Origin of the sequence: Dehalobacter sp. TBBPA1 (genome assembly GCF_040931655.1) — a bacterium.
In the GTDB taxonomy this organism is placed as follows: Bacteria; Bacillota; Desulfitobacteriia; order Desulfitobacteriales; family Syntrophobotulaceae; genus Dehalobacter; species Dehalobacter restrictus.
In genome coordinates this window covers 1,903,127-1,925,813 of the sequence record NZ_CP162385.1, presented here as the reverse complement: position 1 = coordinate 1,925,813, position 22,687 = coordinate 1,903,127, and the positions used below count along the sequence as shown (strand labels likewise).

General features: G+C 45.4%; 26 protein-coding genes. 25 read left to right on the top strand and 1 reads right to left on the bottom strand.

Translation table 11 applies throughout. The features are described from left to right. Nucleotides 1-37 precede the first annotated feature (37 nt). The 20 genes from AB3489_RS09560 to AB3489_RS09465 all read left to right on the top strand — a co-directional run bounded on the left by AB3489_RS09560 (nucleotide 38) and on the right by AB3489_RS09465 (nucleotide 17,684). A complete protein-coding gene (locus AB3489_RS09560; RefSeq protein ID WP_015044123.1) occupies nucleotides 38-304 on the top strand; it encodes an RNase P modulator RnpM in 267 nt (88 codons plus the stop codon). Next, nucleotides 301-618 (top strand): L7Ae/L30e/S12e/Gadd45 family ribosomal protein, encoded by a 318-nt coding sequence (locus AB3489_RS09555; protein WP_368292690.1) that lies wholly within the window; start codon nucleotides 301-303, stop codon nucleotides 616-618. Before AB3489_RS09560 ends, AB3489_RS09555 begins: the two co-directional genes overlap by 4 nt. 75 nt (nucleotides 619-693) lie before the next feature. Beyond that, nucleotides 694-3,801 carry a translation initiation factor IF-2 gene (infB, locus tag AB3489_RS09550; RefSeq protein WP_368292689.1) on the top strand — a complete coding sequence of 1,036 codons (3,108 nt, stop codon included), beginning with the start codon at nucleotides 694-696 and terminating at the stop codon, nucleotides 3,799-3,801. A gap of 22 nt (nucleotides 3,802-3,823) precedes the next feature. Then, entirely contained in the window at nucleotides 3,824-4,198 is a 375-nt protein-coding gene (gene rbfA / locus AB3489_RS09545) for a 30S ribosome-binding factor RbfA (RefSeq protein ID WP_015044118.1), read from the top strand. Continuing rightward, complete coding sequence (locus AB3489_RS09540) at nucleotides 4,179-5,174, top strand: bifunctional oligoribonuclease/PAP phosphatase NrnA (RefSeq protein WP_368292688.1); 996 nt, start codon at nucleotides 4,179-4,181, stop codon at nucleotides 5,172-5,174. Before rbfA ends, AB3489_RS09540 begins: the two co-directional genes overlap by 20 nt. After that, nucleotides 5,158-6,042 carry a tRNA pseudouridine(55) synthase TruB gene (gene truB / locus AB3489_RS09535; protein ID WP_368292687.1) on the top strand — a complete coding sequence of 295 codons (885 nt, stop codon included), beginning with the start codon at nucleotides 5,158-5,160 and terminating at the stop codon, nucleotides 6,040-6,042. Before AB3489_RS09540 ends, truB begins: the two co-directional genes overlap by 17 nt. Before the next feature lie 34 nt (nucleotides 6,043-6,076). Beyond that, nucleotides 6,077-7,021 (top strand): bifunctional riboflavin kinase/FAD synthetase, encoded by a 945-nt coding sequence (locus AB3489_RS09530; RefSeq protein WP_368292686.1) that lies wholly within the window; start codon nucleotides 6,077-6,079, stop codon nucleotides 7,019-7,021. 95 nt (nucleotides 7,022-7,116) lie between these two features. Beyond that, nucleotides 7,117-7,383: a 30S ribosomal protein S15 gene (rpsO, locus tag AB3489_RS09525; protein ID WP_015044114.1), complete on the top strand. Its 267-nt coding sequence runs from the start codon at nucleotides 7,117-7,119 to the stop codon at nucleotides 7,381-7,383. Between the two features lie 219 nt (nucleotides 7,384-7,602). Next, nucleotides 7,603-9,741 (top strand): polyribonucleotide nucleotidyltransferase, encoded by a 2,139-nt coding sequence (locus tag AB3489_RS09520; protein WP_368292685.1) that lies wholly within the window; start codon nucleotides 7,603-7,605, stop codon nucleotides 9,739-9,741. A gap of 249 nt (nucleotides 9,742-9,990) precedes the next feature. After that, a complete protein-coding gene (locus AB3489_RS09515; protein WP_368292684.1) occupies nucleotides 9,991-10,746 on the top strand; it encodes a polysaccharide deacetylase family protein in 756 nt (251 codons plus the stop codon). A gap of 13 nt (nucleotides 10,747-10,759) precedes the next feature. Further along, complete coding sequence (locus tag AB3489_RS09510; RefSeq protein ID WP_368292683.1) at nucleotides 10,760-11,968, top strand: D-alanyl-D-alanine carboxypeptidase family protein; 1,209 nt, start codon at nucleotides 10,760-10,762, stop codon at nucleotides 11,966-11,968. Between the two features lie 41 nt (nucleotides 11,969-12,009). Beyond that, nucleotides 12,010-13,272 carry a M16 family metallopeptidase gene (locus tag AB3489_RS09505; protein WP_368292682.1) on the top strand — a complete coding sequence of 421 codons (1,263 nt, stop codon included), beginning with the start codon at nucleotides 12,010-12,012 and terminating at the stop codon, nucleotides 13,270-13,272. 77 nt (nucleotides 13,273-13,349) lie between these two features. Further along, the gene (gene dut, locus AB3489_RS09500) at nucleotides 13,350-13,811 is read left to right on the top strand and encodes a dUTP diphosphatase (protein ID WP_368292681.1); all 462 of its coding nucleotides are present in this window, start codon (nucleotides 13,350-13,352) and stop codon (nucleotides 13,809-13,811) included. 140 nt (nucleotides 13,812-13,951) lie between these two features. Next, nucleotides 13,952-14,719, top strand: a complete 768-nt coding sequence (locus AB3489_RS09495; RefSeq protein ID WP_368292679.1) for a LytR/AlgR family response regulator transcription factor — start codon at nucleotides 13,952-13,954, stop codon at nucleotides 14,717-14,719. Further along, the gene (locus AB3489_RS09490; protein WP_368292678.1) at nucleotides 14,716-15,216 is read left to right on the top strand and encodes a hypothetical protein; all 501 of its coding nucleotides are present in this window, start codon (nucleotides 14,716-14,718) and stop codon (nucleotides 15,214-15,216) included. The genes AB3489_RS09495 and AB3489_RS09490 overlap by 4 nt, the downstream gene beginning before the upstream one ends. Then, nucleotides 15,197-16,060 carry a sensor histidine kinase gene (locus AB3489_RS09485; RefSeq protein WP_368292677.1) on the top strand — a complete coding sequence of 288 codons (864 nt, stop codon included), beginning with the start codon at nucleotides 15,197-15,199 and terminating at the stop codon, nucleotides 16,058-16,060. The genes AB3489_RS09490 and AB3489_RS09485 overlap by 20 nt, the downstream gene beginning before the upstream one ends. A gap of 4 nt (nucleotides 16,061-16,064) precedes the next feature. Continuing rightward, entirely contained in the window at nucleotides 16,065-16,517 is a 453-nt protein-coding gene (locus tag AB3489_RS09480; RefSeq protein ID WP_368292676.1) for an accessory gene regulator B family protein, read from the top strand. Between the two features lie 118 nt (nucleotides 16,518-16,635). Next, nucleotides 16,636-16,767: a cyclic lactone autoinducer peptide gene (locus tag AB3489_RS09475; RefSeq protein WP_368292675.1), complete on the top strand. Its 132-nt coding sequence runs from the start codon at nucleotides 16,636-16,638 to the stop codon at nucleotides 16,765-16,767. 106 nt (nucleotides 16,768-16,873) lie between these two features. Further along, nucleotides 16,874-17,320 carry a hypothetical protein gene (locus AB3489_RS09470; RefSeq protein WP_368292674.1) on the top strand — a complete coding sequence of 149 codons (447 nt, stop codon included), beginning with the start codon at nucleotides 16,874-16,876 and terminating at the stop codon, nucleotides 17,318-17,320. A 1-nt stretch (nucleotide 17,321) separates the two neighbouring features. Next, nucleotides 17,322-17,684: a hypothetical protein gene (locus AB3489_RS09465; protein WP_368292673.1), complete on the top strand. Its 363-nt coding sequence runs from the start codon at nucleotides 17,322-17,324 to the stop codon at nucleotides 17,682-17,684. Nucleotides 17,685-18,074: 390 nt separating this feature from the next. Here the strand turns inward: AB3489_RS09465 and AB3489_RS09460 are convergent, their stop codons facing one another. Then, nucleotides 18,075-19,277, bottom strand: coding sequence for an OFA family MFS transporter (locus tag AB3489_RS09460; RefSeq protein ID WP_368294612.1), 1,203 nt, complete (start codon nucleotides 19,275-19,277; stop codon nucleotides 18,075-18,077). A 233-nt stretch (nucleotides 19,278-19,510) separates the two neighbouring features. Between AB3489_RS09460 and AB3489_RS09455 the strand changes: the two genes are divergently transcribed. The 5 genes from AB3489_RS09455 to AB3489_RS09435 all read left to right on the top strand — a co-directional run bounded on the left by AB3489_RS09455 (nucleotide 19,511) and on the right by AB3489_RS09435 (nucleotide 22,646). Then, the gene (locus AB3489_RS09455; RefSeq protein WP_368292672.1) at nucleotides 19,511-19,825 is read left to right on the top strand and encodes a hypothetical protein; all 315 of its coding nucleotides are present in this window, start codon (nucleotides 19,511-19,513) and stop codon (nucleotides 19,823-19,825) included. A 1-nt stretch (nucleotide 19,826) separates the two neighbouring features. Continuing rightward, the gene (locus AB3489_RS09450; RefSeq protein WP_019226749.1) at nucleotides 19,827-20,078 is read left to right on the top strand and encodes a YlmC/YmxH family sporulation protein; all 252 of its coding nucleotides are present in this window, start codon (nucleotides 19,827-19,829) and stop codon (nucleotides 20,076-20,078) included. A 153-nt stretch (nucleotides 20,079-20,231) separates the two neighbouring features. Further along, nucleotides 20,232-21,035 carry a 4-hydroxy-tetrahydrodipicolinate reductase gene (gene dapB, locus AB3489_RS09445; RefSeq protein WP_368292671.1) on the top strand — a complete coding sequence of 268 codons (804 nt, stop codon included), beginning with the start codon at nucleotides 20,232-20,234 and terminating at the stop codon, nucleotides 21,033-21,035. A gap of 77 nt (nucleotides 21,036-21,112) precedes the next feature. Then, a complete protein-coding gene (dpsA, locus tag AB3489_RS09440; RefSeq protein ID WP_019226751.1) occupies nucleotides 21,113-22,060 on the top strand; it encodes a dipicolinate synthase subunit DpsA in 948 nt (315 codons plus the stop codon). Beyond that, entirely contained in the window at nucleotides 22,050-22,646 is a 597-nt protein-coding gene (locus AB3489_RS09435) for a dipicolinate synthase subunit B (RefSeq protein WP_368292670.1), read from the top strand. Before dpsA ends, AB3489_RS09435 begins: the two co-directional genes overlap by 11 nt. The last annotated feature ends 41 nt before the right edge of the window (nucleotides 22,647-22,687 follow it).

Sequence of the window (22,687 nt, the reverse complement as noted above, 5' to 3'; positions counted from 1 at the left end):
CTTCAGTGACCAAAAGTAATTCCTGAAAGGTGAGAAAATGAAGGTACGAAAAATCCCTCTGCGCATGTGTCTTGGCTGCCAGGAAATGAAACCAAAAAAAGAATTATTGAGAATCGTGAAAACACCTGAGGGAGTATTGGAATTTGATCCTTCTTCCAAGAAAAATGGGCGTGGAGCTTACCTTTGCCAGTGTCCAGATTGTCTGATAAAAGCTCTGAAACAAAACCGTTTTGAAAAAACTTTTGGCATCAAACCGACCAAAGAGATGCTGGCCGAAATTGAAAGGCAGATGAATTCTTCTTGACACCAAAAATATTATCATTGCTTGGAATGGCAAGGAGAGCCGGGAAAATTTCTTCCGGAGAATCACAGGTTGAAGCATTCTTAAAAAAACAAAAGGGCTCGTTATTGATTATTGCAGAAGATTCACCGGGCTCTATCACCAAGTACACGCAATGGGCCGATGATATTCATATTCCGGTTATGATCTGCAGCACGAAACAAGAACTCGGGACGGCTGTCGGATTATCACCAAGAGCACTTATACTGATTATGGATGACGGTTTCGCCAAAGCAATCATCAGGTTGGGGGACACACCTGAAAATGAGCGGGATTAAAAGTTTTAATGTCCCCAGTAAGAGATAAGGAGTTGAAAGGTTATATTTCTATTTTCGTTTTTGGGGGGTGACAATGTGACCAATATTCGAGTTCACGAACTGGCTAAAGAATTGAATATATCCAGCAAGGCTTTAATGGAAAAGTTTAATGATATTGGGGTACCAGTGAAAAACCACTTAAGTGCGGTATCCACGGAGGAAGTTGAAAAAGTTAAAAAAGCGCTGACCAAGACAGGCGAATCACAGCAAAAAGAAGTAAGCAAGCCGGTTAAGGCTGCCGGGGCTGAGGAAAAAGTCCCTGCCAGAAAAAGGACCGAAGAAGATATTCCCCCGGAAAGCTTCAGAGATGCAGAAGGTCACAAAAGAAGTCAGGGTCAAAGACCGCCAGGTGAGATGAGACCACAGGGTCAAAGACCGCCAGGCGAGATGAGACCGCAGGGTCAAAGACCGCCAGGTGAGATGAGACCACAGGGTCAAAGACCGCCAGGCGAGATGAGACCGCAGGGTCAAAGACCGCCAGGTGAGATGAGACCGCAGGGTCAAAGACCGCCAGGTGAGATGAGACCGCAGGGTCAAAGACCGCCAGGTGAGATGAGACCGCAGGGTCAAAGACCGCCAGGTGAGATGAGACCGCAGGGTCAAAGACCGCCAGGCGAGATGAGACCGCAGGGCCAAAGACCGCCAGGTGAGATGAGACCGCAGGGTCAAAGACCACCAGGTGAATTCAGACCGCAGGGCCAAAGACCACCAGGTGAATTCAGACCGCAGGGTCAAAGACCGCCAGGTGAATTCAGACCGCAGGGCCAAAGACCGCCAGGTGAATTCAGACCGCAGGGCCAAAGACCACCAGGTGAATTCAGACCGCAGGGTCAAAGACCGCCAGGTGAATTCAGACCGCAAGGTCAAAGACCGCCGGGTGAATTCAGACCGCAGGGCCAAAGACCACCAGGTGAATTTAGACCGCAGGGTCAAAGACCGCCGGGTGAATTCAGACCGCAGGGTCAAAGACCGCCGGGTGAATTCAGACCGCAAGGTCAAAGACCGCCGATGAGCGGTGACCGGCCGTATGCGCCGAGACCGCAGGGTGATTTCCGTCCATCACAGCGTCCTGCAGGTGATGACCGGAGACCGCAGGGCGGCGGACGTCCGTTCTCCGACACAGGAAGAAGACCTTCCCAGGGACAGCGTCCGGGAGCAGATAAAAAAGCCCCTCAAACTCAGAGGATCAAGATTGAAGGAAAATCCGTTGAGCTTACTGTCGCCGAGCAGCCGGTAAAACGCCAGCCACCGGAGAAAAAGAAAGCCCATGAGAATAAAGAGTTTTTATTTGATAAACGGCGCAATGATGAAAAAGATTTTTCTTCCATCTTAAGAAAAAATGACCGGAATCAACCAAATCGGAACCAACCCAATAAGATGGTTAAAGAAGTGGTTCCCAAGCATATTATTATTCCTGAGTCCTTGTCAGTTCAGGAACTGGCGCTCAGAATGAGCCGCAAAGCCGGTGAAGTCATCAAGGAATTAATGAAGCTTGGTGTTATGGCGACCATCAATCAGGAAATTGATGCTGATACAGCAACGATTGTCGCTACTGAAATGGGCATGACGCTTGAGGTTAGAGCCGAAAAATCCATGGCAGTCATTGAGGAAGTAGAAGATGATGCGTCCACGCTCAAATTCCGTCCTCCGGTTGTCACGGTCATGGGCCACGTCGACCACGGAAAAACATCTTTGCTCGATGCGATTCGTTCCGCCAATGTCACCGAATCCGAAGCTGGTGGGATTACGCAGCATATCGGTGCTTATCAGGTAGAAATTAAAAATCAAAAAATTACTTTCCTGGATACTCCTGGTCACGAGGCTTTTACAGCCATGAGAGCGAGAGGGGCCCAGGTCACAGATATTGCCATACTGGTTGTTGCTGCGGATGATGGTGTCATGCCCCAGACTGTGGAAGCGATCAACCATGCCAAAGCGGCCAATGTACCCATCATTGTTGCTATCAATAAAATTGATAAAGAAAATGCCAATCCGGACCGTGTCAAACAGGAACTGACCGAGTACGGCTTAGTTGTTGAAGAATGGGGCGGGGATACGATCACGGTACCGGTCTCAGCCAAAGCTAGACTCAACATTGACACTCTGCTGGAAATGGTCCTGCTGGTTGCAGAGATGAAAGATCTGAAAGCTAATCCGAACCGGAAGGCAACCGGAACCGTTATTGAAGCGAAGCTCGATAAAGGCAAGGGGCCTGTAGCAACTGTCCTGGTATCCAAAGGTACGCTGAATATCGGTGATATTATTGTTGCCGGGCATTCCTTTGGCCGAATCAGGGGGATGGTTGACGACAAAGGCCGCAGAGTAAAAAAAGCGGGACCTTCCATGCCTGTGGAGGTTCAGGGATTGTCTGAAGTTCCGCCGGCGGGAGAAATCTTCAACGTTGTTAACGATGAGAAACTCGCCCGCAGCGTTACCGAAGCCAGAATGGATGAGAAAAAAGCGGAAGAAGTCAAACAAAAATCCAGGATTAGCCTTGATGATCTTTTCGATAAGATCAAAGAAGGCGAAGTCAAAGATTTGAATATCATTATTAAAGCTGACGTTCAGGGCTCTGTCGAAGCTATTAAGCAGTCTCTGGCCAAGCTGACGACCTCAGAAGTACGCGTAAACATCATTCACGGCGGAGTCGGTGCGATCAGTGAATCCGACGTGATGCTCGCTGCTGCTTCCAATGCGATCATTATTGGCTTTAATGTCAGACATGATTCCAACACAAAATCGACAGCAGAACTCCAGGGTGTGGACATCAGGATGTACAGAGTCATCTATGATGCGATTGATGACATTAAGGCAGCGATGGAGGGCCTGCTCGAACCTACCTTCAAGGAAGTCATACAGGGTAAAGCGGAAGTCCGTCAGATTTTCAAGGTGCCAAAGGCTGGAACTGTCGCTGGAAGCTATATAACCGACGGCAAGATTCATCGGTCGGATAAGATCAGGGTAATCAGAGATGGAGTAGTCGTTCACGAGGGAGACCTGGAATCTCTGAGACGTTTCAAGGATGATGCCAAGGAAGTTGCGGAAGGATACGAATGCGGGATTGGCTTAAAGAACTTCAATGATCTTAAAGAAGGAGATATCTTGGAAGCCTTTACGATGGAGGAAGTTAAAAGAGAGCTCTAGACCAACATTGGAGGTTTTCTGAATGGCTAAACACAGGGCTTTTCGCCTGGCAGAATCGATCAAAGCAGAAGTGGCACAAATGATCCGGGAGGATATCAAAGACCCGCGGCTTGGATTCGTGACCGTCACGGATGTGGAGGTAGCTGACGATTTACGGCATGCCAAAATATTCGTCAGCGTATTGGGAACAGAAGAAGAAATGAAAAGTAGTTTAGATGTTTTAAATAAAGCATCCGGATATCTGCGCAGCGAACTGGGTAAAATCATCAGCCTGCGCTATTTTCCCGAGATCACTTTCAAGTATGATCAGTCTATCGAACATGGCGCCCATATTTCCAAGCTGCTTCGTGAGGTTGGCGCGAAAGGTGAATCCAGCGATGGACAAGACGACGAATAAGGTGATCTCAGAACTGGCTAAAAAATTGGATACAATCTCCGAGGCTGCACTGCTTACGCATATATCCCCGGATGGGGACTGCATTGGTTCAATGCTTGCTTTGGGGATTGCCTTAGAAGGTCTGAACAAAAAAATATGTTATTATAATCCTGGGTTTCTGCCGGTGAATTTGAAGTTTCTTCCGGGTGTGGACAAGATATGTTCTGTTCTGCCTCCGGAAGAGTTTCCAGAAACCCTTATTTTTATTGACTGCGCTGAAGCGGAAAGGGCGTACAGCGGTCTTTGCCCGGAGTTTCTTCAGGGGAAAACGGTGATTAATATCGATCATCATATTTCCAATAACGGTTTTGGTACGGTTAATTGGATTGACGCCGGCGCAGCCGCCACAGGTGAAATGATTTTTCACCTGCTGGGCGAAATGGGAGTTTCCATGACCAAAGAAATTGCAGAGAATCTCTATACTGCGATTATCACGGATACAGGCAGGTTCAGCTACAGCAATACCACAGTCGAAAGCTTCAGGATTGCTGCGGAATTGCTCAAAACAGGCCTTGATCTTGTTCAGATCAACAATATACTGTTTGAACAGAAAAGCTTGGCTCAGACCAGACTGCTGCAAAAAGCGCTGACGAACCTGGAACTTCATCAGCAGGGAACGATGGCTGTCATTGTTCTGACCAGAGAAGACTTTGAAGAAACAGGTGCAGATGAGAGCTTGAGTGAAGGCTTGGTGAACTATGCACGCAATATCGAAAAGGTGGAAGCTGCTGCGCTGTTAAAAGAAATTGCCCCGGATGAAATCAAAGTCAGTTTCCGATCCAATACCTGGCTTGATGTAAATCAAGTTGCGAGCCGGTTCGGCGGAGGCGGACACCGGCGGGCATCAGGCTGTTCTATTAATGGAACAATGGGTCAAGCCAGGAAAATGATTGTATCCGCACTTGAGGAGGCCCTGAACGTTGGACGGGATCATTAATGTTTTAAAACCTGTTGGCATGACCTCCACAGACGTTGTTAGGTGGCTGCTTCGAAAAACAAAAGCCGGCAAGGCAGGCCATATTGGGACGCTGGATCCCGGAGCTGCCGGGGTGCTTCCGATTTGCCTTGGCAAGGCAACGCGGCTGGCAGAATACCACAGCGGCCAGGGAAAAAGTTATAGAGCAGAGATTACACTCGGAATCACGACAGATACGCAGGATGCTTTCGGACAGGAACTATCGAGGATTGTGCCTATAGTATCGCGAGAGCAATTTGTAAATACACTGGAGAATTTTCTTGGTGTCATTGAACAAGAACCACCGATGTATTCCGCTGTCAGAAAAAATGGCAGGCGTCTGTACGAATATGCCCGCCAGGGGATCGATGTTGCAAGAGAAAAAAGACAGGTTGAGATCAAGCGGCTGGATCTGGTGGAATGGCATGAAGAGAAGTTTCCAAGAGTTCTATTCGATGTGGAATGCTCCAAAGGAACGTATATACGCACTTTATGTCACGATATTGGCGCTGCCCTGGGTTGCGGTGCACATATGTCCTTTTTGCTCAGATTAAGCGCAGGCAAGTTTACGCTGGATTCCACCTACACACTGGAAGAGATTGACCAGGCGCTTGCCGACGGCGATGAACACATGCTCCTGGCTCCGGAATGGGGACTCACACTGCCAAAGGCAAGTATACCGGCCTATCGGCTTGCCGCTTTCCGAAACGGGCTTTCTACCGGAGGGGATCTTGTTAATGCTGAAGTGTACGGGGAACAGCTTCCTGTTCAGGTATTTTGTGAGGGACGTTTTATTGGCGTAGGGAATTGGGAAAACGGATGTTTATGCCCCAATAAGGTCATGGGTTAGCAAAGGTTAACAAGGTACTAGGGGGTAAAGGTTTTTGGAAGTTTGCACTTTGATTCCGGGACAAAAATTTGAGCCGACTGTGCTTGCTCTGGGGAATTTTGACGGTATACACCTAGGACACCAGGAGCTGTTGAAGGACGGCTTGGAGAAAGCACGTTCACTGAAGACATTGTTTTCAGTTTTACTTTTTGATCCCCATCCGCTGAAGGTACTTCATCCAGATAGAAAACTGGAATTGATTACCGGCAAGGATGAGAAAATTATGCTATTTGAGAAATTTGGCGTAGACAAAGTGTTCTTATTGCCTTTCTCTCCGGAATTTGCCGAGACAACGCCGCAGGAATTTGTTGAAAATATTCTGCTGAAAATCGGGGTCGTTCATGTTACCGTTGGTTTCAACTACTCCTTCGGCTGTCATGGCAAAGGAAAACCCGGTGACCTCGAAAAGTTTGGTGAAGCTTACAATTTTGGGGTAAGTGTTGTCCAAGCCCAGATGCTTGACGACAGAGTGATTTCTTCGACCGAAATCAGACGTGCGCTTCTGAATGGGGATATCGATCTGGCCAAGGCGATGATGGGACGCGCACCTACGATTATCGGAACGGTGGTTCACGGTGACGGGCGGGGCAGAGATATTGGATTTCCGACAGCCAACATAGAGACGCATGAGGACTTGCTAATCCCGAAAAATGGTGTGTATGCCGTTACTGCAGAAATTGACGGCAGGATCTACGGCGGGATGATGAATATCGGGATTGTACCGACTTTTAAAACCGGCCAGGAGAAGATCATTGAAATCCATTTTTTTGATTTTCACGGAGATTTATATCGGAAGGACTTATTTATAGATATTCAGGCCAGACTGCGCGCTGAAAAGAAATTCAGCGGAGTCAGGGAAATCACAGAGCAACTCGGCAAAGACATGGAAGCGGCAAAACAAAAGCTGCAAAAACAAAACTTTACAAAATTTATGGAATAAGTTAAAATGACAAAGGTAACCGCTGACTGGGTTCGACGAATCTCCACCGTCTTACTTGGCAGCAGGCGCTTAAAAAATATGGAGGTGCAGAACCAATGCTTACACCGGAGAAAAAGAAGGATATCATTGCGAAGTTTCAGCAGCATGAAGGAGACACAGGTTCACCCGAGGTTCAGATCGCTCTTCTCACTACAAGAATCAGTGAGTTGACAGAACACTTCAAGACCCATAAGAAAGATCATCATTCCCGCCGGGGTCTTTTTAAATTGATTGGACAACGCCGTGCAATGCTGAACTACCTCAAGAAATCCGATTTTAACCGTTACCGCACAGTAGTCACAGAACTCGGCTTACGTCACTAAAAGCCATCGAAAATATTTTGGTCATTCAATTTATATGTTGATATTTACAGGAGCGTGTTCAGCGCTCTTTGTATTTATGTATTAGGGTATTTATCCTTAAGAAAAATTGTCCGGATTGTTTTTTTTGTTCGGGTGCAGGAAATAATAAATAATATGTCGAACACATTCCGGATATAAAAAATTGTGAATAAAAGAAGCGTATTTAAGGAGGTTTCCAAAGTGACTCAAGAAGTCTTGGAACGCTCGCTACAGGTTGGAGGCAGAAACCTGTCGTTTGAAACCGGTATCATAGGTCGTCAAGCCGGTGGGGCAATTTATGCCAGATATGGAGACACAGTCATATCTGCATTTGCAACGACCAGTTCTAAACCACGAGAAGGGATCGACTTTTTCCCTTTGACTGTTGATTTGGAAGAACGTTTTTATGCCGTAGGAAAGATTCCCGGTGGATTCATCAAAAGAGAAGGCAGACCTAGTGAGAGGTCCATATTGTCGTCAAGACTGATAGACAGACCGGTCCGTCCGCTTTTCCCGGACGGTTACCGCAACGATGTACAGATCAGTGCGATGGTCATGTCCGTCGATCAGGACTGTGCACCGGACGTAACGGCTATCAACGCAGTTTCGGCTGCGCTCACGATTTCCGATATTCCTTTTCTGGGTCCTATTGCCGCCGTGGTTGTCGGGCTTGTCGACGGCGAGTTTGTCGTTAACCCGACGGTAGCCCAAGCGGAAATCAGCAAAATGCAGCTGACTGTTGCTGGAACCAAAGATGCGATTATGATGGTAGAGGCTGGTGCCAAGGAAGTTCCCGAGGATCAGATGCTCGAAGCGATCATGTTTGCGCACGAAGAAATTAAAAAGATAGCAGAATTCATTGAGAGATACAGGGAGGCAGCCCTGGAAGTAGGACTTGCCAAGGCTAAAAGAGAAGTCACTCCGGTCGAGATCCCTGCGGAAATATCCGAAAAGATCCTGGCGTGGGGTCATGACAAGCTCGATCAGGCTATCCGTATTGAAGAAAAACTGGCCCGCCAGGAAGCTGTTGAAAAGGTCAAAGCAGACGCGCTCGAAGTTTTCGCCGAGGAATTTCCTGAGGACTTAAAATTAGTTACGAGAATATTGGATGACCTGACCCATAAAATTATCCGCAAGCTGATTACCCACGAACATATCAGACCTGATGGCCGTGCTTTGGATGAGATCAGACCGATTACGATTGAAGTCGGACGTCTGCCGAGAACACACGGCACCGGTCTGTTTACGCGCGGACAGACACAGGTACTCACGGTTGCGACATTAGGAGCTGCCGGTGATGAGCAGATCATCGACGGTTTGGGATTGGAAGATTCCAAACGTTATATGCATCATTATAATTTCCCGGCCTTCAGTGTCGGCGAAGTCCGTCCGAACAGGGGACCGGGCAGACGTGAGATTGGTCACGGCGCTTTGGCTGAACGTGCCCTGCTGCCGATGATTCCTCCGGAAAGTGAATTCCCGTATACGCTGCGTCTGGTTTCCGAAGTATTAGAATCCAACGGATCGAGCTCCATGGCTTCCGTCTGCGGCAGCACACTCGCTCTAATGGATGCTGGGGTTCCGATTAAGGCTCCGGTAGCTGGGATTGCGATGGGATTGATCAAAGAAGAAGACCATTTTGCGATTCTTACCGATATTCAGGGTTTAGAAGACCACGACGGTGATATGGACTTTAAAGTAGCCGGTACTGCCGAGGGCATTACAGCACTGCAGATGGATATCAAGATCAAAGGTGTCAACCGTGAAATCCTCGCTCAGGCTCTGGCTCAGGCCAAGGCCGGCAGGATGTTCATCCTGGATAAAATGCTGCAGGTCCTGCCGCAGCCCAGACCGAATCTCTCGCCATTTGCACCGCGAATTATTACCTTTACCATTCATCCTGACAAAATCAGAGATGTCATCGGACCAGGCGGCAAGATCATTAAGAAGATCGTAGAAGAAACCAAGGTCAAGATCGATATCGAAGATGACGGACAGGTATTTATTGCTGCGGTTGACGGTGAAGCCGGAGACAAGGCAGCTGAGATTATTCGCTCTTTGACGCAGGACATTGAAGTCGGGAAGATCTACAAAGGCAAAGTTGTCCGGATCATGGATTTTGGCGCCTTTGTCGAAGTCATTCCAGGCGTGCTTGGACTTCCGGGAAAAGACGGTCTCGTGCATATCTCCCAGCTCGATGTGAACCGCGTGAACAAAGTAGAAGATGTCGTCAAACTTGGCGACGAGATCATCGTCAAGGCTACCGGCATCGACAAGCAGGGCAGATTGAACCTGTCCCGTAAAGACGCTCTCGGACAGAGCCAGGGCCAGAAAGAATAAGGAATTTTTGCGAGCTTAGGCCTGCAATCATTAATTAACGAAGCTGACTAACTTCAGCTTACAGAAGGCGTCTCATATAATTGAGGCGTCTTTTTTCTATCTGGGCGTTATGGTACTGAAATTAGTGTCTCCGTAATGCATAACCAGCGTCAAGCGGAGCACCCGCCTCAAATAAGTATTTAATAGTCAATATAGAATGACGTCTGTATTACTTCTCATCGTCATATTAATGTAGGGGAGGGGATGCAGATGTCATTTTTTCCTCTGACTAAGATCAAATTTAAAGCAATTACCCTGCTGGTTGTGTTTATCGGTCTTACCTTGATGCAAAGCCGGGTCGTTGGAGTCAGCAACCAGAATTTGCCTGTTCCGATCGATCAAGTTCAGACAGATAATAAAATCATTGCGCTGACAATCAATGTCGACTGGGGGGAATCGTATATCCCGGAAATACTGGATATCCTCGACCGTTATCAGGCCAAGGCAACTTTTTTTGTGACGGGGAAATGGGCCGCCAAACATCCCGAACTCATTCAGCAGATTGCAGCAAAAGGCCATTTGCTCGGCAATCACAGCTATTCCCATCCGCATCCGGACAACCTGACTGTGGTTCAAAATAAAGAAGAGTTAAGCAAGACGGAAAATATAATTAAAGAAGCAACCGGGTGCAAAACAATATACTATGCCCCTCCGTATGGGGAAAAAGGGAAAAACGGACTTCAGGCAGCAGATGAACTGGGCTATACGACCATCCTCTGGACGCTGGACACGATTGACTGGAAGCTGGAGAGCACGCCGGAACTGATAGCCCAGAGAATTCTGGATCCTAAAATACGATATGGCGTAAAACCGGAGAAGAAAGGTGCCATTGTCCTGATGCATCCCAAGGAAAATACCGTCAAGGCGTTGCCCGATATCTTAGCCGGTTTAAAAAATGAAGGTTTTAGTTTCGTAACGATAGAAAAATTAATAACAACTGGATTAACAGGAAATACTACTCCTTGAGCAAAATGAAGGGGTGGTACAATTGAAAAAAAGATTCTTGGGCATAATTCTGAGTTTGCTGACCATGATGCTGACAGCAGGCAGTCCTCTATATGCCCAAAATACCAGGTTGTCCGGAGAAATGACGATCGAGACGTCCAGTTTATCCAGCGGAAAATGGACGCTTCCATATGTAACAGCGCATTCGGCAGTGCTGCTTGACGCGGAAACAGGAGAGCTACTATATGACAGAGACGGGAATGTCCAACGGCCACCCGCCAGCACCACCAAGATTATGACCGCAATCCTGGCTCTGGAGCTGACAGAGCCTGAGGAGATAACCACGGTCAGTGAGAAAGCAGGCGGTGTTGGGGAATCTTCTATCTATCTGGACAAGGGGGACAAGATTAAGATTGGAGAGTTGCTGGAAGGGGCGCTCTTAAGCTCCGGCAATGATGCGTGTGTCGCGCTCGCTGAAAAGACCGCGGGAAGCCAGGATGAGTTCATCCGGTTGATGAATCAGAAAGCAGCCTCACTGGGCGCTTATCGCACAAATTTTGTCAATCCGAACGGTCTGCCCGATCCAAATCATTATTCCACGGCGTTTGACCTGGCCCTCATCACCAGATATGCGATGAATGCCCCTCAATTTGCCGAAATTGTAAGCCAAAAATACTCAGTCATTAACTTTGAGGAGCCCCGTAAGTCTCAAAATGCCAAAAACACCAATAAACTTCTGTGGAATTACCCTTTGGCGGATGGTGTAAAAACGGGAACGACCAATGCAGCCGGGAAATGCCTGGTCGCGTCAGCCAGTAAAGACGGGCGGAGACTGATCTGCGTTGTACTGAATGCCCCGGATCGTTTCGGAGATGCCCAAAGACTTCTGCAATGGGGATTTGATTATACCGGAATCATTGAAATAGGGAAAAAAGGGGACGTTGCAGGCAACTTTCCGATTTCAGATACGGAAATTCCGCTGGTTCTAAGCGAAGATATCCGGCTCTGTCTTGAAAAAGACACGATCAAAGGCCTTAAAATGCAGACAAACCTAAGGACGGAAATTGACTATCCAATTAAAGAGGGAGACATTTTGGGTCATTATCAAATTTATGCAGAGGATAAGCTTCTTAAAGAAGTACCGCTCCTGGCACAGCATGATGGGGAAAACCCAGGTAATCTTCCCGGAAAAGTCCGAATCTTTGTGGACGATTTACTGGATTTCTTTTCTAAGAAAGGATAAACTAAATAGAGCGTTATCAAAGTGCTTAAGGAGGAAGATCATTGCATCGAAAACACGTATTGCCTAACGGGGTCCGAATCATCACCGAAGAGATTGATTATGTCCGTTCCGTGGCGATTGGGATCTGGGTCGGAACAGGATCCCGCAATGAAACGGAAGGGTATGAAGGTATTTCTCATTTCATTGAACATATGTTTTTCAAAGGAACCGTAAAACGAAGTGCACGTCAGCTTGCAGAATCTCTGGAAGCAGTCGGCGGCCAGATTAATGCGTTTACGACCAAGGAGCTTACCTGTTATTATGCCAAAGTGCTCGATGAGGACATCTCACTGGCGATTGATGTCTTAAGTGATATGTTTTTTAACTCTCTCTTTGATCCGAAGGAGATGGATAAAGAGAAAAATGTTGTCATTGAAGAAATCAAAATGTATCAGGATTCTCCGGATGAGCTGATCCATGATCTCTTTTCCCAGTATGTCTGGCATAAAGACCCGCTGGGCAAACCGATCCTCGGTATTGAAGAAACCATTCATGATTTAAGCAGTGAGAAGGTTAGGCATTATCTAGAGACGCACTATACACCTGATCAGGTCGTCATTGCGGTAGCCGGAAAAATCAAGCATGAGGATATCATCCGCCAGCTAGCCATGTTCGGTGATTTTCAGAGACAAAGAACAGATTCCATCAAGGTAGACCCTCAGGGGACGACCTTCCTAAAAACAATGGGCAAAGATACCGAGCAGATGCACCTGATTGTCGGGGTTCCGGGTCTTGGGCAGGATCATGAGGATATCTATGTGATGCATGTGATCAACAGCATCTTAGGTGGAGGGCTTAGTTCACGCCTTTTTCAGGAAATCAGGGAACAGAGAGGTCTGGCTTATTCTGTCTATTCCTATCACTCCACCTATGTCGACACCGGTCTGTTTGCGGTGTATGCAGGCACGAGCCCCGGGAATACGGATGAAGTCATCAAATGCATCCTCGATGAATTGAATAAATTAAAAAGAGAAGGACTAACTGAAGAGGAACTCATGAAAACGAAAGCCCAGATCAAGGGCAACCTTTATTTGGGGCTGGAATCTGTCAGTAGTAGAATGAGCAGACTCGGCAAAACAGAGCTGTCTTTCGGCGAAGTAAAAACACCGGAAGAGGCAGTTGAAAAACTGGAAAAGGTCACCACGGGCGATGTCACGAGAGTGATGGAGCGTCTCTGGCAGAAAGACAAAATCAGTGTTCTGACGCTGGGTCAGAAGGATTATCATTCGGATATTGAAAAACTAGTTGATGAAGCCTTTGCCTAATTACTAGGTGAAAAGACAGAATGAAGAAATAAAAGAGATAAAAACAGATAAAGGAATAAAGAAGAGGAAAAATTAGGATGGAAGAAACGGTTAAAGTTAGATTTAAACGAATTTCGGCCGGGGATACCCAAAAGCCTGAAATACCATTGTATGCAACCGCGGGGGCTGCCGGCGCAGATCTATATGCCTGTCTGGACCAGAAAATGGTGGTGCGACCAGGGGAAAGAGTGAGAGTCCCGACCGGTATCGCTATAGAGCTGCCAGGTCCGCAAATCGCAGCTTTTGTATTTGCCCGCAGCGGCCTAGCGGATAAAAAAGGGCTTACCTTGAGTAACGGTGTCGGTGTTATTGATTCTGATTTCCGGGGCGAAATCAAAGTATTAATGGTCAATCTCGGGCAGGAAGACGTTACGATCAGCAACGGCGATCGAATTGCCCAGATCGCATTTATACCCGTCTGCAGGGCTGCTTTTTACGAAGTAGAAGACCTTGGGGATACAGCCAGAGGTGAAGGGGGTTTTGGGTCGACGGGAATCTAAAAATTATGTGAACAAGACGAAGCTTTAATAAAAATTGATTAGGTAACGACCCTCGTGGTATGAGGGTTGTTTTTTTTGTTTTCTGAGATATAAGAGGTCACCAAGAAGGATATGCCATTTTGGCGTAGAATGTAACTAGGTTGTATAAAATTTACAATTATGGTATTGGAAAGGTGATTTTGTTGTATAAAGTCGTTATTGTAGAAGATGATACATTTTTTCGGCAGGAACTCGCAACGGTGATTTCCTCTACATTAGATATAGAAGTCGTTTGCACATTTTCCAGCGGGGAAGAGTTCTTGATGCAAATCAACAAAATGCATCCCGATATTCTGTTTTTGGATATTGGTTTGCCAGGAATCTCCGGAATACAGGTAGCAGAATCAGTAAGGGAGGATTATCCGTACATGGAGATCATCCTGATCACAGCGGATGAACATTATCTCCAAGAGGCTGTACGCCTTTATGCCTCCGACTTCATCACCAAACCACTGGATATTGCAAGACTGAACCAAACGATGAGCAGAATTATGAAAAAGTCATTGATTCCAGGCTTATTGATTGAATTAAAAACGACTGATTCAGTGGAGATATTAAGGCAGGAGGAGATTTGTTTTGTGGAAGCAATGGCGAAAAAGAGTATCATTTATACCATGAAAAAAACCCTCACCTGTCTTCATCTGATACGGGAATTAGAGGAACGTTTGGATAAAAGACAGTTCTTTAGAAGCAATCGCTCCTATTTAGTCAATCTGCGATGGATTGATGCGGTCAGACCAACCTCCAGAACAACTTTTCAAATTACTTTTCAAGGTATAAAAGAAAGCGCTTATCTTCAAAAGAAACGCTATCCGGAATTCCGGGAACGTTTGAAACTATTTTTAGGAGAAGGTGGACAGAGTCAATGACGCAGCGTTTAATAGAGATTATTATTTTTTCGATTCCTGAATCTATTGTGATCCTTTATTTAGCTTTTAGTATATTGGGTGAGAAAATTAACATGCTTAAAATGATAGAAATGGGATCCGTACTCGGGGTTGCTGTGTATATCTCACGTTGGATAACGGGAAGTTTTATCTTAAATATTGTAATATCCGCGTTAATGATTATTTTTCTTCTAAAGACCTTGGCCTCAATCCCAGTTTTTGAAGCGGCAGCCGGCGGTTTATTAGCTATTTCATCCTATTTATCGATCGAATTTGTCAATGTGAAGACCTGGCAGATTTTTTCAGGTGTCAGCCCAAATTTGATCGAAGAAGATTTACTTCTTAAAGTTGTCTGGTTCATCCCCCAAATCCTTGTGATGTTGGGACTCCAGTTGCTCATCGGGCATTTTACCCGAAATAAAAGAACGATAAAACGAAAAAGGTCAAAGGAATTCAGGCATGAAGATCAATATTTATAAAATATCTATTTTTGTTTTCGTTATACAGGCTCTATTCACAGTGGTTCTGCTGAACAATAGTTATATGAAGAGTTATTCTTTCCTTCAGCCTGTGCATGCAGAATTACTGGAATTGATTTTTGGCTTCATCATTATTTTATTAAACTTAGCTGCCGTAGTTGTTGTTAAATCTTTGTACGAGAAAGGGCTGGAGGAAGAGAAACTGAAGTCAACGGAAATAAAATATGCCAACTTGATTGAACAAAATCGTATTTACCGTCAGCATCATCATGATTTGAAAAACCATCTCACCGTCATTCATGGCTTGCTGAGTCTTGAAAAATACACTGAATTAAGTGAATATCTGGATTCTTACATTCACTCTATAAACGATGTTTTATTGAAGGTCGATACAGGCGTTGATGAAATGGATGTCCTTCTTACTTCTAAAATTCAAGAAGCAAAGCATAAAAATATTGAAGTCAATTTAGTCCTAAAAACGAAAATCACATGTAGTAAAAGGCATGTTTTAGATCTTGTAGGGATATTAGGAAATCTATTCAACAATGGGATAGAAGCTGTTCAGGAATTGGATTTTTCTTCCAGAAAAATCAGTATTGTTTTTTACCAAGATCCCTTAGAATACACATTCCAATTCATTAATCCAATGTCTGCGACAAACGCCAACTCTGATAGACTTTTTGTAAAAGAAGGTTTTAGTACCAAAGGAGAAGACAGGGGACAAGGTTTAGCGATCGTAAGTAAGCTTGTTGAGCGATTGGATGGCAGTATAAACATTGACACTGCCAATCATCAATTTAGAATCATGGTAGAAATTCCAAAACATAACCTGGAGGAAGGGTGAGAGATTGTTCAGTTTAGAGGAGATCGCTCATCATCTGACTGCAAATATGACTAAAGACAGCACGATGGATACTGCTCAAAAAGCGAAAATAGAATACGGATTATCCTTGACACTTGGCGTGATGATCGAATTTGTTTTGACGGTAGGTATATCCGCTTTTTTTGGGTCAACTGTTTATACACTCGTAATAATGCTTTCAGCTTTAGTTTTAAGGGTGTTTACCGGCGGGTCCCATTGCTCCAGTTACCGGCGTTGTCTTGTGTTTACAATACTAATTTTTGTCGGTTTATCATTAATTGCCAAAATAATTGCAGCCAATACTCCTTTCAATGGAATAATTGAAATGTTCTTATTCCCTGCGATTATCGGCATAGCCGTTCAGGGATTTATGTTGACTGGCATCGGTAAAAAGTTTGTAACAGCCAGTGATAGGGGCATGCAAAGAATGAAGATTTAATCTGAGATGTCATTTCATTCCATCAAATGATAATTTCATTCCAAAATCAACCATCCATTGTATATTTCATATAAACTATGACTACAGCATCCAAAAATATACAAAGGAGTTGAAAGGTATGGGGACTACGAAGAAATTCAGATTTTCAATTATTTTACCCGTATTGGCGTTTATCGGGGCTATCGGGATCATAACGCCCAATTGCCTAGGATGGTTCTATGAACCGAAGAGACCCAAAGAGTTAAGGTAAACACTACAATCTAGGGCGCTTGATACAAAAGAAGTTTTGTTCAATTTATGGAGAAAGTATCTGAATAGTAGATCCTGTTTTTGAATAATGGAAAGAGGTGGTAAACATGAATAAAAAGAAACTAGTTTTAAGGATTGGATTATGTGTTGGAGCATTAGCTCTCGTAATGATTGTGGGGTATTCGGGAAGCGCTTTTTCCGATAGCAATAGCAAGTATTTAGATAAAGAATACTCCGTCAAAGAATCAATTCAAAGCTCTTTTGACTTGGACAATCAAGGCCTAAAGCCAATTTATTTAAGAGATCTATTTGATGATAGCATTGCAACAGAAAGTGATGAAGTTAGATCAAAGCTTATTTCATGTTATGAAATACTACGTCAAGAAAATGAGATTGCCCAAGGAGACTTTAAGCCCATATTTTACCTGGACGGAAAAGAAAAAGTATTTATAGGGGTATTGCATCCGAATGATAGCATTACTCTTACCGAATTTGACATATCGAAAGATAAACCTGAAAAAACCGATAAAAAGGTAAAGGAGGCAGCGAAATAAGATGAAAAAGAAGCTAATTCCTTTATTAACTTTAACTATTATCTTATGTTCTTCAGTAGCAGCTTACGCTGTAACAATGTCAGGTAGCTCTTCAATTCAAACTGGATATATTAATATGACCTGCACATCAACTACCACTACAAGTGAATCGTGGGCGAAATGGGTTTTGAACGATTTTTATCAAGATGGCATACTTCGGAATAGCAGTGACAATAGTAATTTAACTGGAACGTCTGTATCTACTTCATGTAATGCACTTAATATTCCAGGAACTCAAGTTTGGGAATGCTATGGGGAACATGGAATAGGCCTTGATGACGGCACTGAATTAATTAAATATTCATATGCGACTAAGAATTGGTAGAGAATACCACGAAATACACCATTCAAACGAAAACATATGATACAGTTGAAGCTGTATTACAGGGAAAATAACATTATAGAAAATTTTAATATTTTTAACTAGTACAGAAGTATAGATTTCGGAGCTGATAAAAAATAATTATATGACTACTTTTAGTCTACTGCTTACGCCTGATAATGGTTAAGGCAGTAGGCTGTTTCTTATGTATCCAGTTCAATTCATTCTTTCAATATTTTTCATATCTGGGAGGAAAGCATATGCATTTTTCGACGTCGTCGTCTTTGGGACAAACCTGAGCGTATAAAACGAAGACCACATGATGTCAACCGATTTCCCACGAGAATGTTTTTTCGCTAAACATTCTCGTGGGAAAGTTAAGTTAATTATTGCTTAAGCCTTTTTCGGCTTTTTCAAAAAGAAAGTCAAAAAGACTGCTAACAAACATAGGATACACGAAATGGTAAACGCAAGTGAATAGCTTTTTGTGGCATCGGCGATTCGGGCTGCCATCAGGGGGCCCAAGACACCCCCGACACCCCAGGCAGTAAAGACAAAACCATAATTTACTCCGGCATGTTTTGTACCAAAATAGTCATAGGTTGCTGATGGGAAGAGTGAAAGCAAAGAACCGTAGCCTAATCCTGCAATCGCTGCACCCAACGCAATTAATGCCGGAGTATTGTAAGTGCTGAAAGCAAGCATGTTGAGCGCCTGGATCAGGAAGAAAATACGCATCGACCAAGAACGCCCGATTTTATCGGAGAGCCAGCCGGCAATAACCCTGCCGGAGGCATTAAAAACGGCCAGCAAAGCGACCATCGCGTACCCCCAGGAAATACCGGCCTGCGTTTTGGCAATTGAAGAAAGCTGGCTGATGATCATCAGTCCGGCGCTGGCTCCTGCCGCATACATCACCCAAAGCAGATAGAATTCCCGTCTTATAAGCATTTGCTGCCAGTTTAGGCCTCCTGTCGAGGCAGTAGCCGCTGAAGGGGAAGCCGTACTGCTCTGAGATTGGCCGCTTAGAGTGGAAGGGACAGTCAGTACCTGGGCAAGCAAAACAATAATTAGTAAGAACAGGATCCCTTCAATACGGAAGGTGCTCTCTATGCCAAACTTTCTCAGCAAAGCATTGGTTAACGGTGCGATATAAAGAGAAGCCAAACCAAAGCCGGCAACAACGACACCCGAGATCAGACCTTTTTTCTCTGGGGGAAACCATTTGACTGCGGCAGGTGTCGCAGCCGAGTATCCGAGACCGATCCCCATCCCGGCAATTAAACCGAAAGTAACGATCAGCATGGTCAGTGAGTGCGTAAAGCTGCTCAGGATTAAACCACTGCCTGCCATGATTCCGCCAAAGGCAGCAATCCAGCGGGGGCCGTACCGGTCTTGAAGATATCCGCCGGGAACCATCATCAAGGCAAACACTGCGCAAGCGACCATATACGGAACAGAAGCCGCAGTTTTAGTCCAGTGAGCCTGCTCAATCAGGGCAGCTGCAAAAACGCTCCAGGTATACAGAACGCCAAGAGCCAAATTAATGCCGGTTCCGGCCAAAGTAACTGTCCAACCTTGTTTCGCTCTGTTCATCATTATCTTCCTTTCTTTATCTGTCCGTCGATCCTGATAGAATCCGGCCAGCGTTATCTTTTTACGTATCTTATCAGAAAAGAGATCGAAGGTTTGTGATTCTGACTGCAAAAGCAGTATTCCGCACGTCAACGGAAGATAATAAAGCGTAACCCGTTTACGGAAGAATAATGCCGTTTGCTCCCTCATAGATATGCTTAGGGGGGATTCCTAATGAAAGCCCTGAAGCGTTTATGAGTATTCTATATAGTGTTCTGCTGGCGCTCGGGATTGCTGTATCATTGAGAACCAGAGTAAAAGTCATGATGTGGAGGTCTCCTGAGGCACCTAATCGTTTGGCCAAAGCCATTACCCAGCTGGTCGGGACTGCGGGTGGAATTTATATTTCTTTGGAACTGCTACTGACCTTTCTAGGAATACCAGAAAACATCTGGAATCCCTCATCGGTTTATTTTATAAAGCCACTGGCTGTTTTTTCGCTAATCATTGCGATACTGCAGCCCTATGGTCAAAAAATATGGGAAACGGTCCAGGGCAGGAGTGTGTAATATGCTTTTAAGTGAACTGTCAGGAAAAGAAATTATTAATCTTCATGATGGCGCTAAGCTCGGTTCAATTGGCGAGAGTGATATTAAAATTAGCCCCGAAGGAAAAATCGAGGCAATCATCATCGATTCAAGAGCGGGATACGGAAGATTCTTTAATAAGAACAGTGAAAAAGAAGGCGGGTATGTGGTCGTCCCCTGGAAAGCCATTAAAAAAGTAGGCAGTGAAGTGATCATCGTAGATATCGATATGTAGGACCACTCCTTGCCGTCCGTGGCATCGCGGCATTAGGCCATCCGTGGCCATCGTTTGACAGGTTTCTATTGATATAATAGAATAAGAAGTGTATTAAACCCCGAAAGGCTTCTGGCGCGGGGTTTTACGTTATCGTATTCAGGAGGGGTATATTTGGACAAAATACGCGTATTTGTTGCCGGAGCATGTGGCAAAGTAGGCATGGAAACAGTCAGGACAATACGTCTGCAGAACGATATGGAGCTTGCAGGGGTATCAGATATTCAGAATCAAGGAAAGGATATTGGATTAGTCCTTGGACAGCAGCCATTCGACCTACAGATTTCCGGCCAGATGGAAATAGAAAAATTAAAAGAACTGCAAGTAGATATTCTCGTTGATTTTACGAATCCCCAATCAGTATTTTCCAATGCCAAAACTGCAATTAAAGCGGGGGTTGTTCCTGTTATTGGAGCGACTGGGTTGGACGGTCACGAAATCAGTGAATTGGAGGATTTGTCCAAAGCGACTGGCACAGGGGTTTTTATTGCACCGAATTTTGCGCTTGGCGCAATCCTGATGATGAAGTTTGCGAAAGAAACCGCGAAATACTTTCATCATGTCGATATCATTGAATATCATCATGATCAGAAGCTGGATGCACCTTCCGGCACTGCTTTGAAAACCGCGGATATGATCTCTGAGATCCGGGAACCGATCATCCAGGGACATCCGAACGAATATGAGAAAATACCCGGTGCTCGGGGCGGAGACCTGAATGGCATTCACATCCATTCCATCCGTTTACCGGGACTGATCGCCCATCAGGAAGTCATTTTCGGAGGGTCAGGACAGACGCTTACGATCCGTCATGACGCGTATACACGGGAAACCTACATGCCCGGGGTGATACTGGCCATTCACAAAGCATATAAGCTGACCGGACTTGTTGTCGGACTGGAGAATTTCCTGGATTAGGTTAAGCACCGCGTTTCTCGGCTGCTCATATACTGGATAGTAGTTAACTGGACACTATCCAGTAAGGAGGCATAAACATGAATGCGGTACTTGAAGGAGTTCGCCTGGCAGTAATCGGCGGGGATGATAGAGAAATATTTCTTGTCCCTGAGCTGCAAAAGTGTGGTGCGAAGATCATCGGGCTCGGTCTGGAAAAGTCTCCGCTTGGAGACAGCATTGAGCATGCCAAATCTTTTACCGAGATTATCGCTAAAGCAGATGCGCTTATCTTACCTATGTTTGGCACAGATGCGCGGGGCCTGATCAAAGCAAAGTATTCTAATTCTCCGATCATCTTAAATAATGAAGTTCTGGAATTGATTCCGCCCGGTGTTCCACTTTTTATAGGCTGGGCCCGTCCTGCCCTGATCAGCGCAGCCCAAAAGATGAACATAGACCTCGTGGAAATAGCAAACCGTAATGAAATTGTCATCTTGAATTCGATACCTTCAGCCGAGGGGGCGGTTCAGATGGCAATGGAGGCTACCACGATCACCATTCACAGCAGTGAAAGCTTTGTTTTGGGTCTTGGCCGCTGCGGCATGACACTGGTGAATCTACTGAAGGGAATGGGAGCAAAGGTTACGTGTGTTGCACGTAAGCCCTCAGACCTGGCCCGGGCTGTAGAGATGGGTGTGCGTGCTATCGGTTTTTCTGATCTTGAAAAGGAAATCAACAGGGCGGAAATCGTTTTCAATACCGTACCAGCTCTGATTCTCGGCAGAGATCTGCTGAACAAAATGTCCCGGGAAACCGTCATTATTGATATTGCCTCTATTCCGGGAGGTATTGACTTTGAATATGCCCAGATGCTTGGGATTAAGGCTCAGCTTGCCCCTGGCCTGCCCGGTATTGTCGCGCCAAAGACCGCCGGAAAAATGCTGGCGAAGCTTTATCCGCCTCTGATTCTTGAGCACCTTGTACCTGCTGCAGATGCAGCCACTGCTGCTGCAGTCCGGAAGGGGGTGCCCAAAAATGAGATTTGAAAAGCTGCACATCGGTTTTGCGCTGACCGGTTCCCATTGTACCCTTGGCCGGGTCATGGGGGTGATCAGACAACTTGTCGAAGAAGGAGCAGATATAACGCCGGTTGTTTCGGAGTCCGTTAATACAGTGGATACGAGATTCGGGGAAGCAGCGTACTGGAAAGCTAGACTGAAAGAGATTACAGGAAAAGACCCGATCGGAACTATCCCGGAGGCAGAACCGATCGGTCCGGGCAAGCTTTTTGATTGTATGGTTATTGCGCCCTGTACCGGGAATACACTTGCCAAACTCGCTAACGGCATCACTGATACACCCGTCTTAATGGCTACTAAAGCACACTTGCGCAACTTAGGCCCCGTGGTAATTGCTATATCTACAAATGACGGGTTAGGGGTTAACGCTAAAAATATTGGAGCTTTACTCTCAGCTAAGAATATCTATCTGGTGCCTTTTGGTCAGGACAGCCCACTCAAAAAAACCAATTCTCTCGTTGCCCAGATGGATAAAATACCGGACACAATCTTGCTGGCCTGCCAGGGAAAACAAATTGAACCGCTCCTGGTAGAAATTACTTCTTCTGAGTAGCCAAAATATTTAGTATCCTATGAGAGAATAATGATTTATAC

What these genes read in the sequence shown, in the direction of transcription:
- AB3489_RS09560 (WP_015044123.1), top strand. Translation starts at nt 38, where the DNA reads ATGAAGGTACGAAAAATCCCTCTGCGCATGTGTCTTGGCTGCCAGGAA.
- rbfA (WP_015044118.1), top strand. Translation starts at nt 3,824, where the DNA reads ATGGCTAAACACAGGGCTTTTCGCCTGGCAGAATCGATCAAAGCAGAA.
- AB3489_RS09540 (WP_368292688.1), top strand. Translation starts at nt 4,179, where the DNA reads ATGGACAAGACGACGAATAAGGTGATCTCAGAACTGGCTAAAAAATTG.
- rpsO (WP_015044114.1), top strand. Translation starts at nt 7,117, where the DNA reads ATGCTTACACCGGAGAAAAAGAAGGATATCATTGCGAAGTTTCAGCAG.
- AB3489_RS09515 (WP_368292684.1), top strand. Translation starts at nt 9,991, where the DNA reads ATGTCATTTTTTCCTCTGACTAAGATCAAATTTAAAGCAATTACCCTG.
- dut (WP_368292681.1), top strand. Translation starts at nt 13,350, where the DNA reads ATGGAAGAAACGGTTAAAGTTAGATTTAAACGAATTTCGGCCGGGGAT.
- AB3489_RS09490 (WP_368292678.1), top strand. Translation starts at nt 14,716, where the DNA reads ATGACGCAGCGTTTAATAGAGATTATTATTTTTTCGATTCCTGAATCT.
- AB3489_RS09485 (WP_368292677.1), top strand. Translation starts at nt 15,197, where the DNA reads ATGAAGATCAATATTTATAAAATATCTATTTTTGTTTTCGTTATACAG.
- AB3489_RS09475 (WP_368292675.1), top strand. Translation starts at nt 16,636, where the DNA reads ATGGGGACTACGAAGAAATTCAGATTTTCAATTATTTTACCCGTATTG.
- AB3489_RS09470 (WP_368292674.1), top strand. Translation starts at nt 16,874, where the DNA reads ATGAATAAAAAGAAACTAGTTTTAAGGATTGGATTATGTGTTGGAGCA.
- AB3489_RS09465 (WP_368292673.1), top strand. Translation starts at nt 17,322, where the DNA reads ATGAAAAAGAAGCTAATTCCTTTATTAACTTTAACTATTATCTTATGT.
- AB3489_RS09460 (WP_368294612.1), bottom strand. Translation starts at nt 19,277, where the DNA reads ATGAACAGAGCGAAACAAGGTTGGACAGTTACTTTGGCCGGAACCGGC.
- AB3489_RS09455 (WP_368292672.1), top strand. Translation starts at nt 19,511, where the DNA reads ATGAGTATTCTATATAGTGTTCTGCTGGCGCTCGGGATTGCTGTATCA.
- AB3489_RS09450 (WP_019226749.1), top strand. Translation starts at nt 19,827, where the DNA reads ATGCTTTTAAGTGAACTGTCAGGAAAAGAAATTATTAATCTTCATGAT.
- dpsA (WP_019226751.1), top strand. Translation starts at nt 21,113, where the DNA reads ATGAATGCGGTACTTGAAGGAGTTCGCCTGGCAGTAATCGGCGGGGAT.
- AB3489_RS09435 (WP_368292670.1), top strand. Translation starts at nt 22,050, where the DNA reads ATGAGATTTGAAAAGCTGCACATCGGTTTTGCGCTGACCGGTTCCCAT.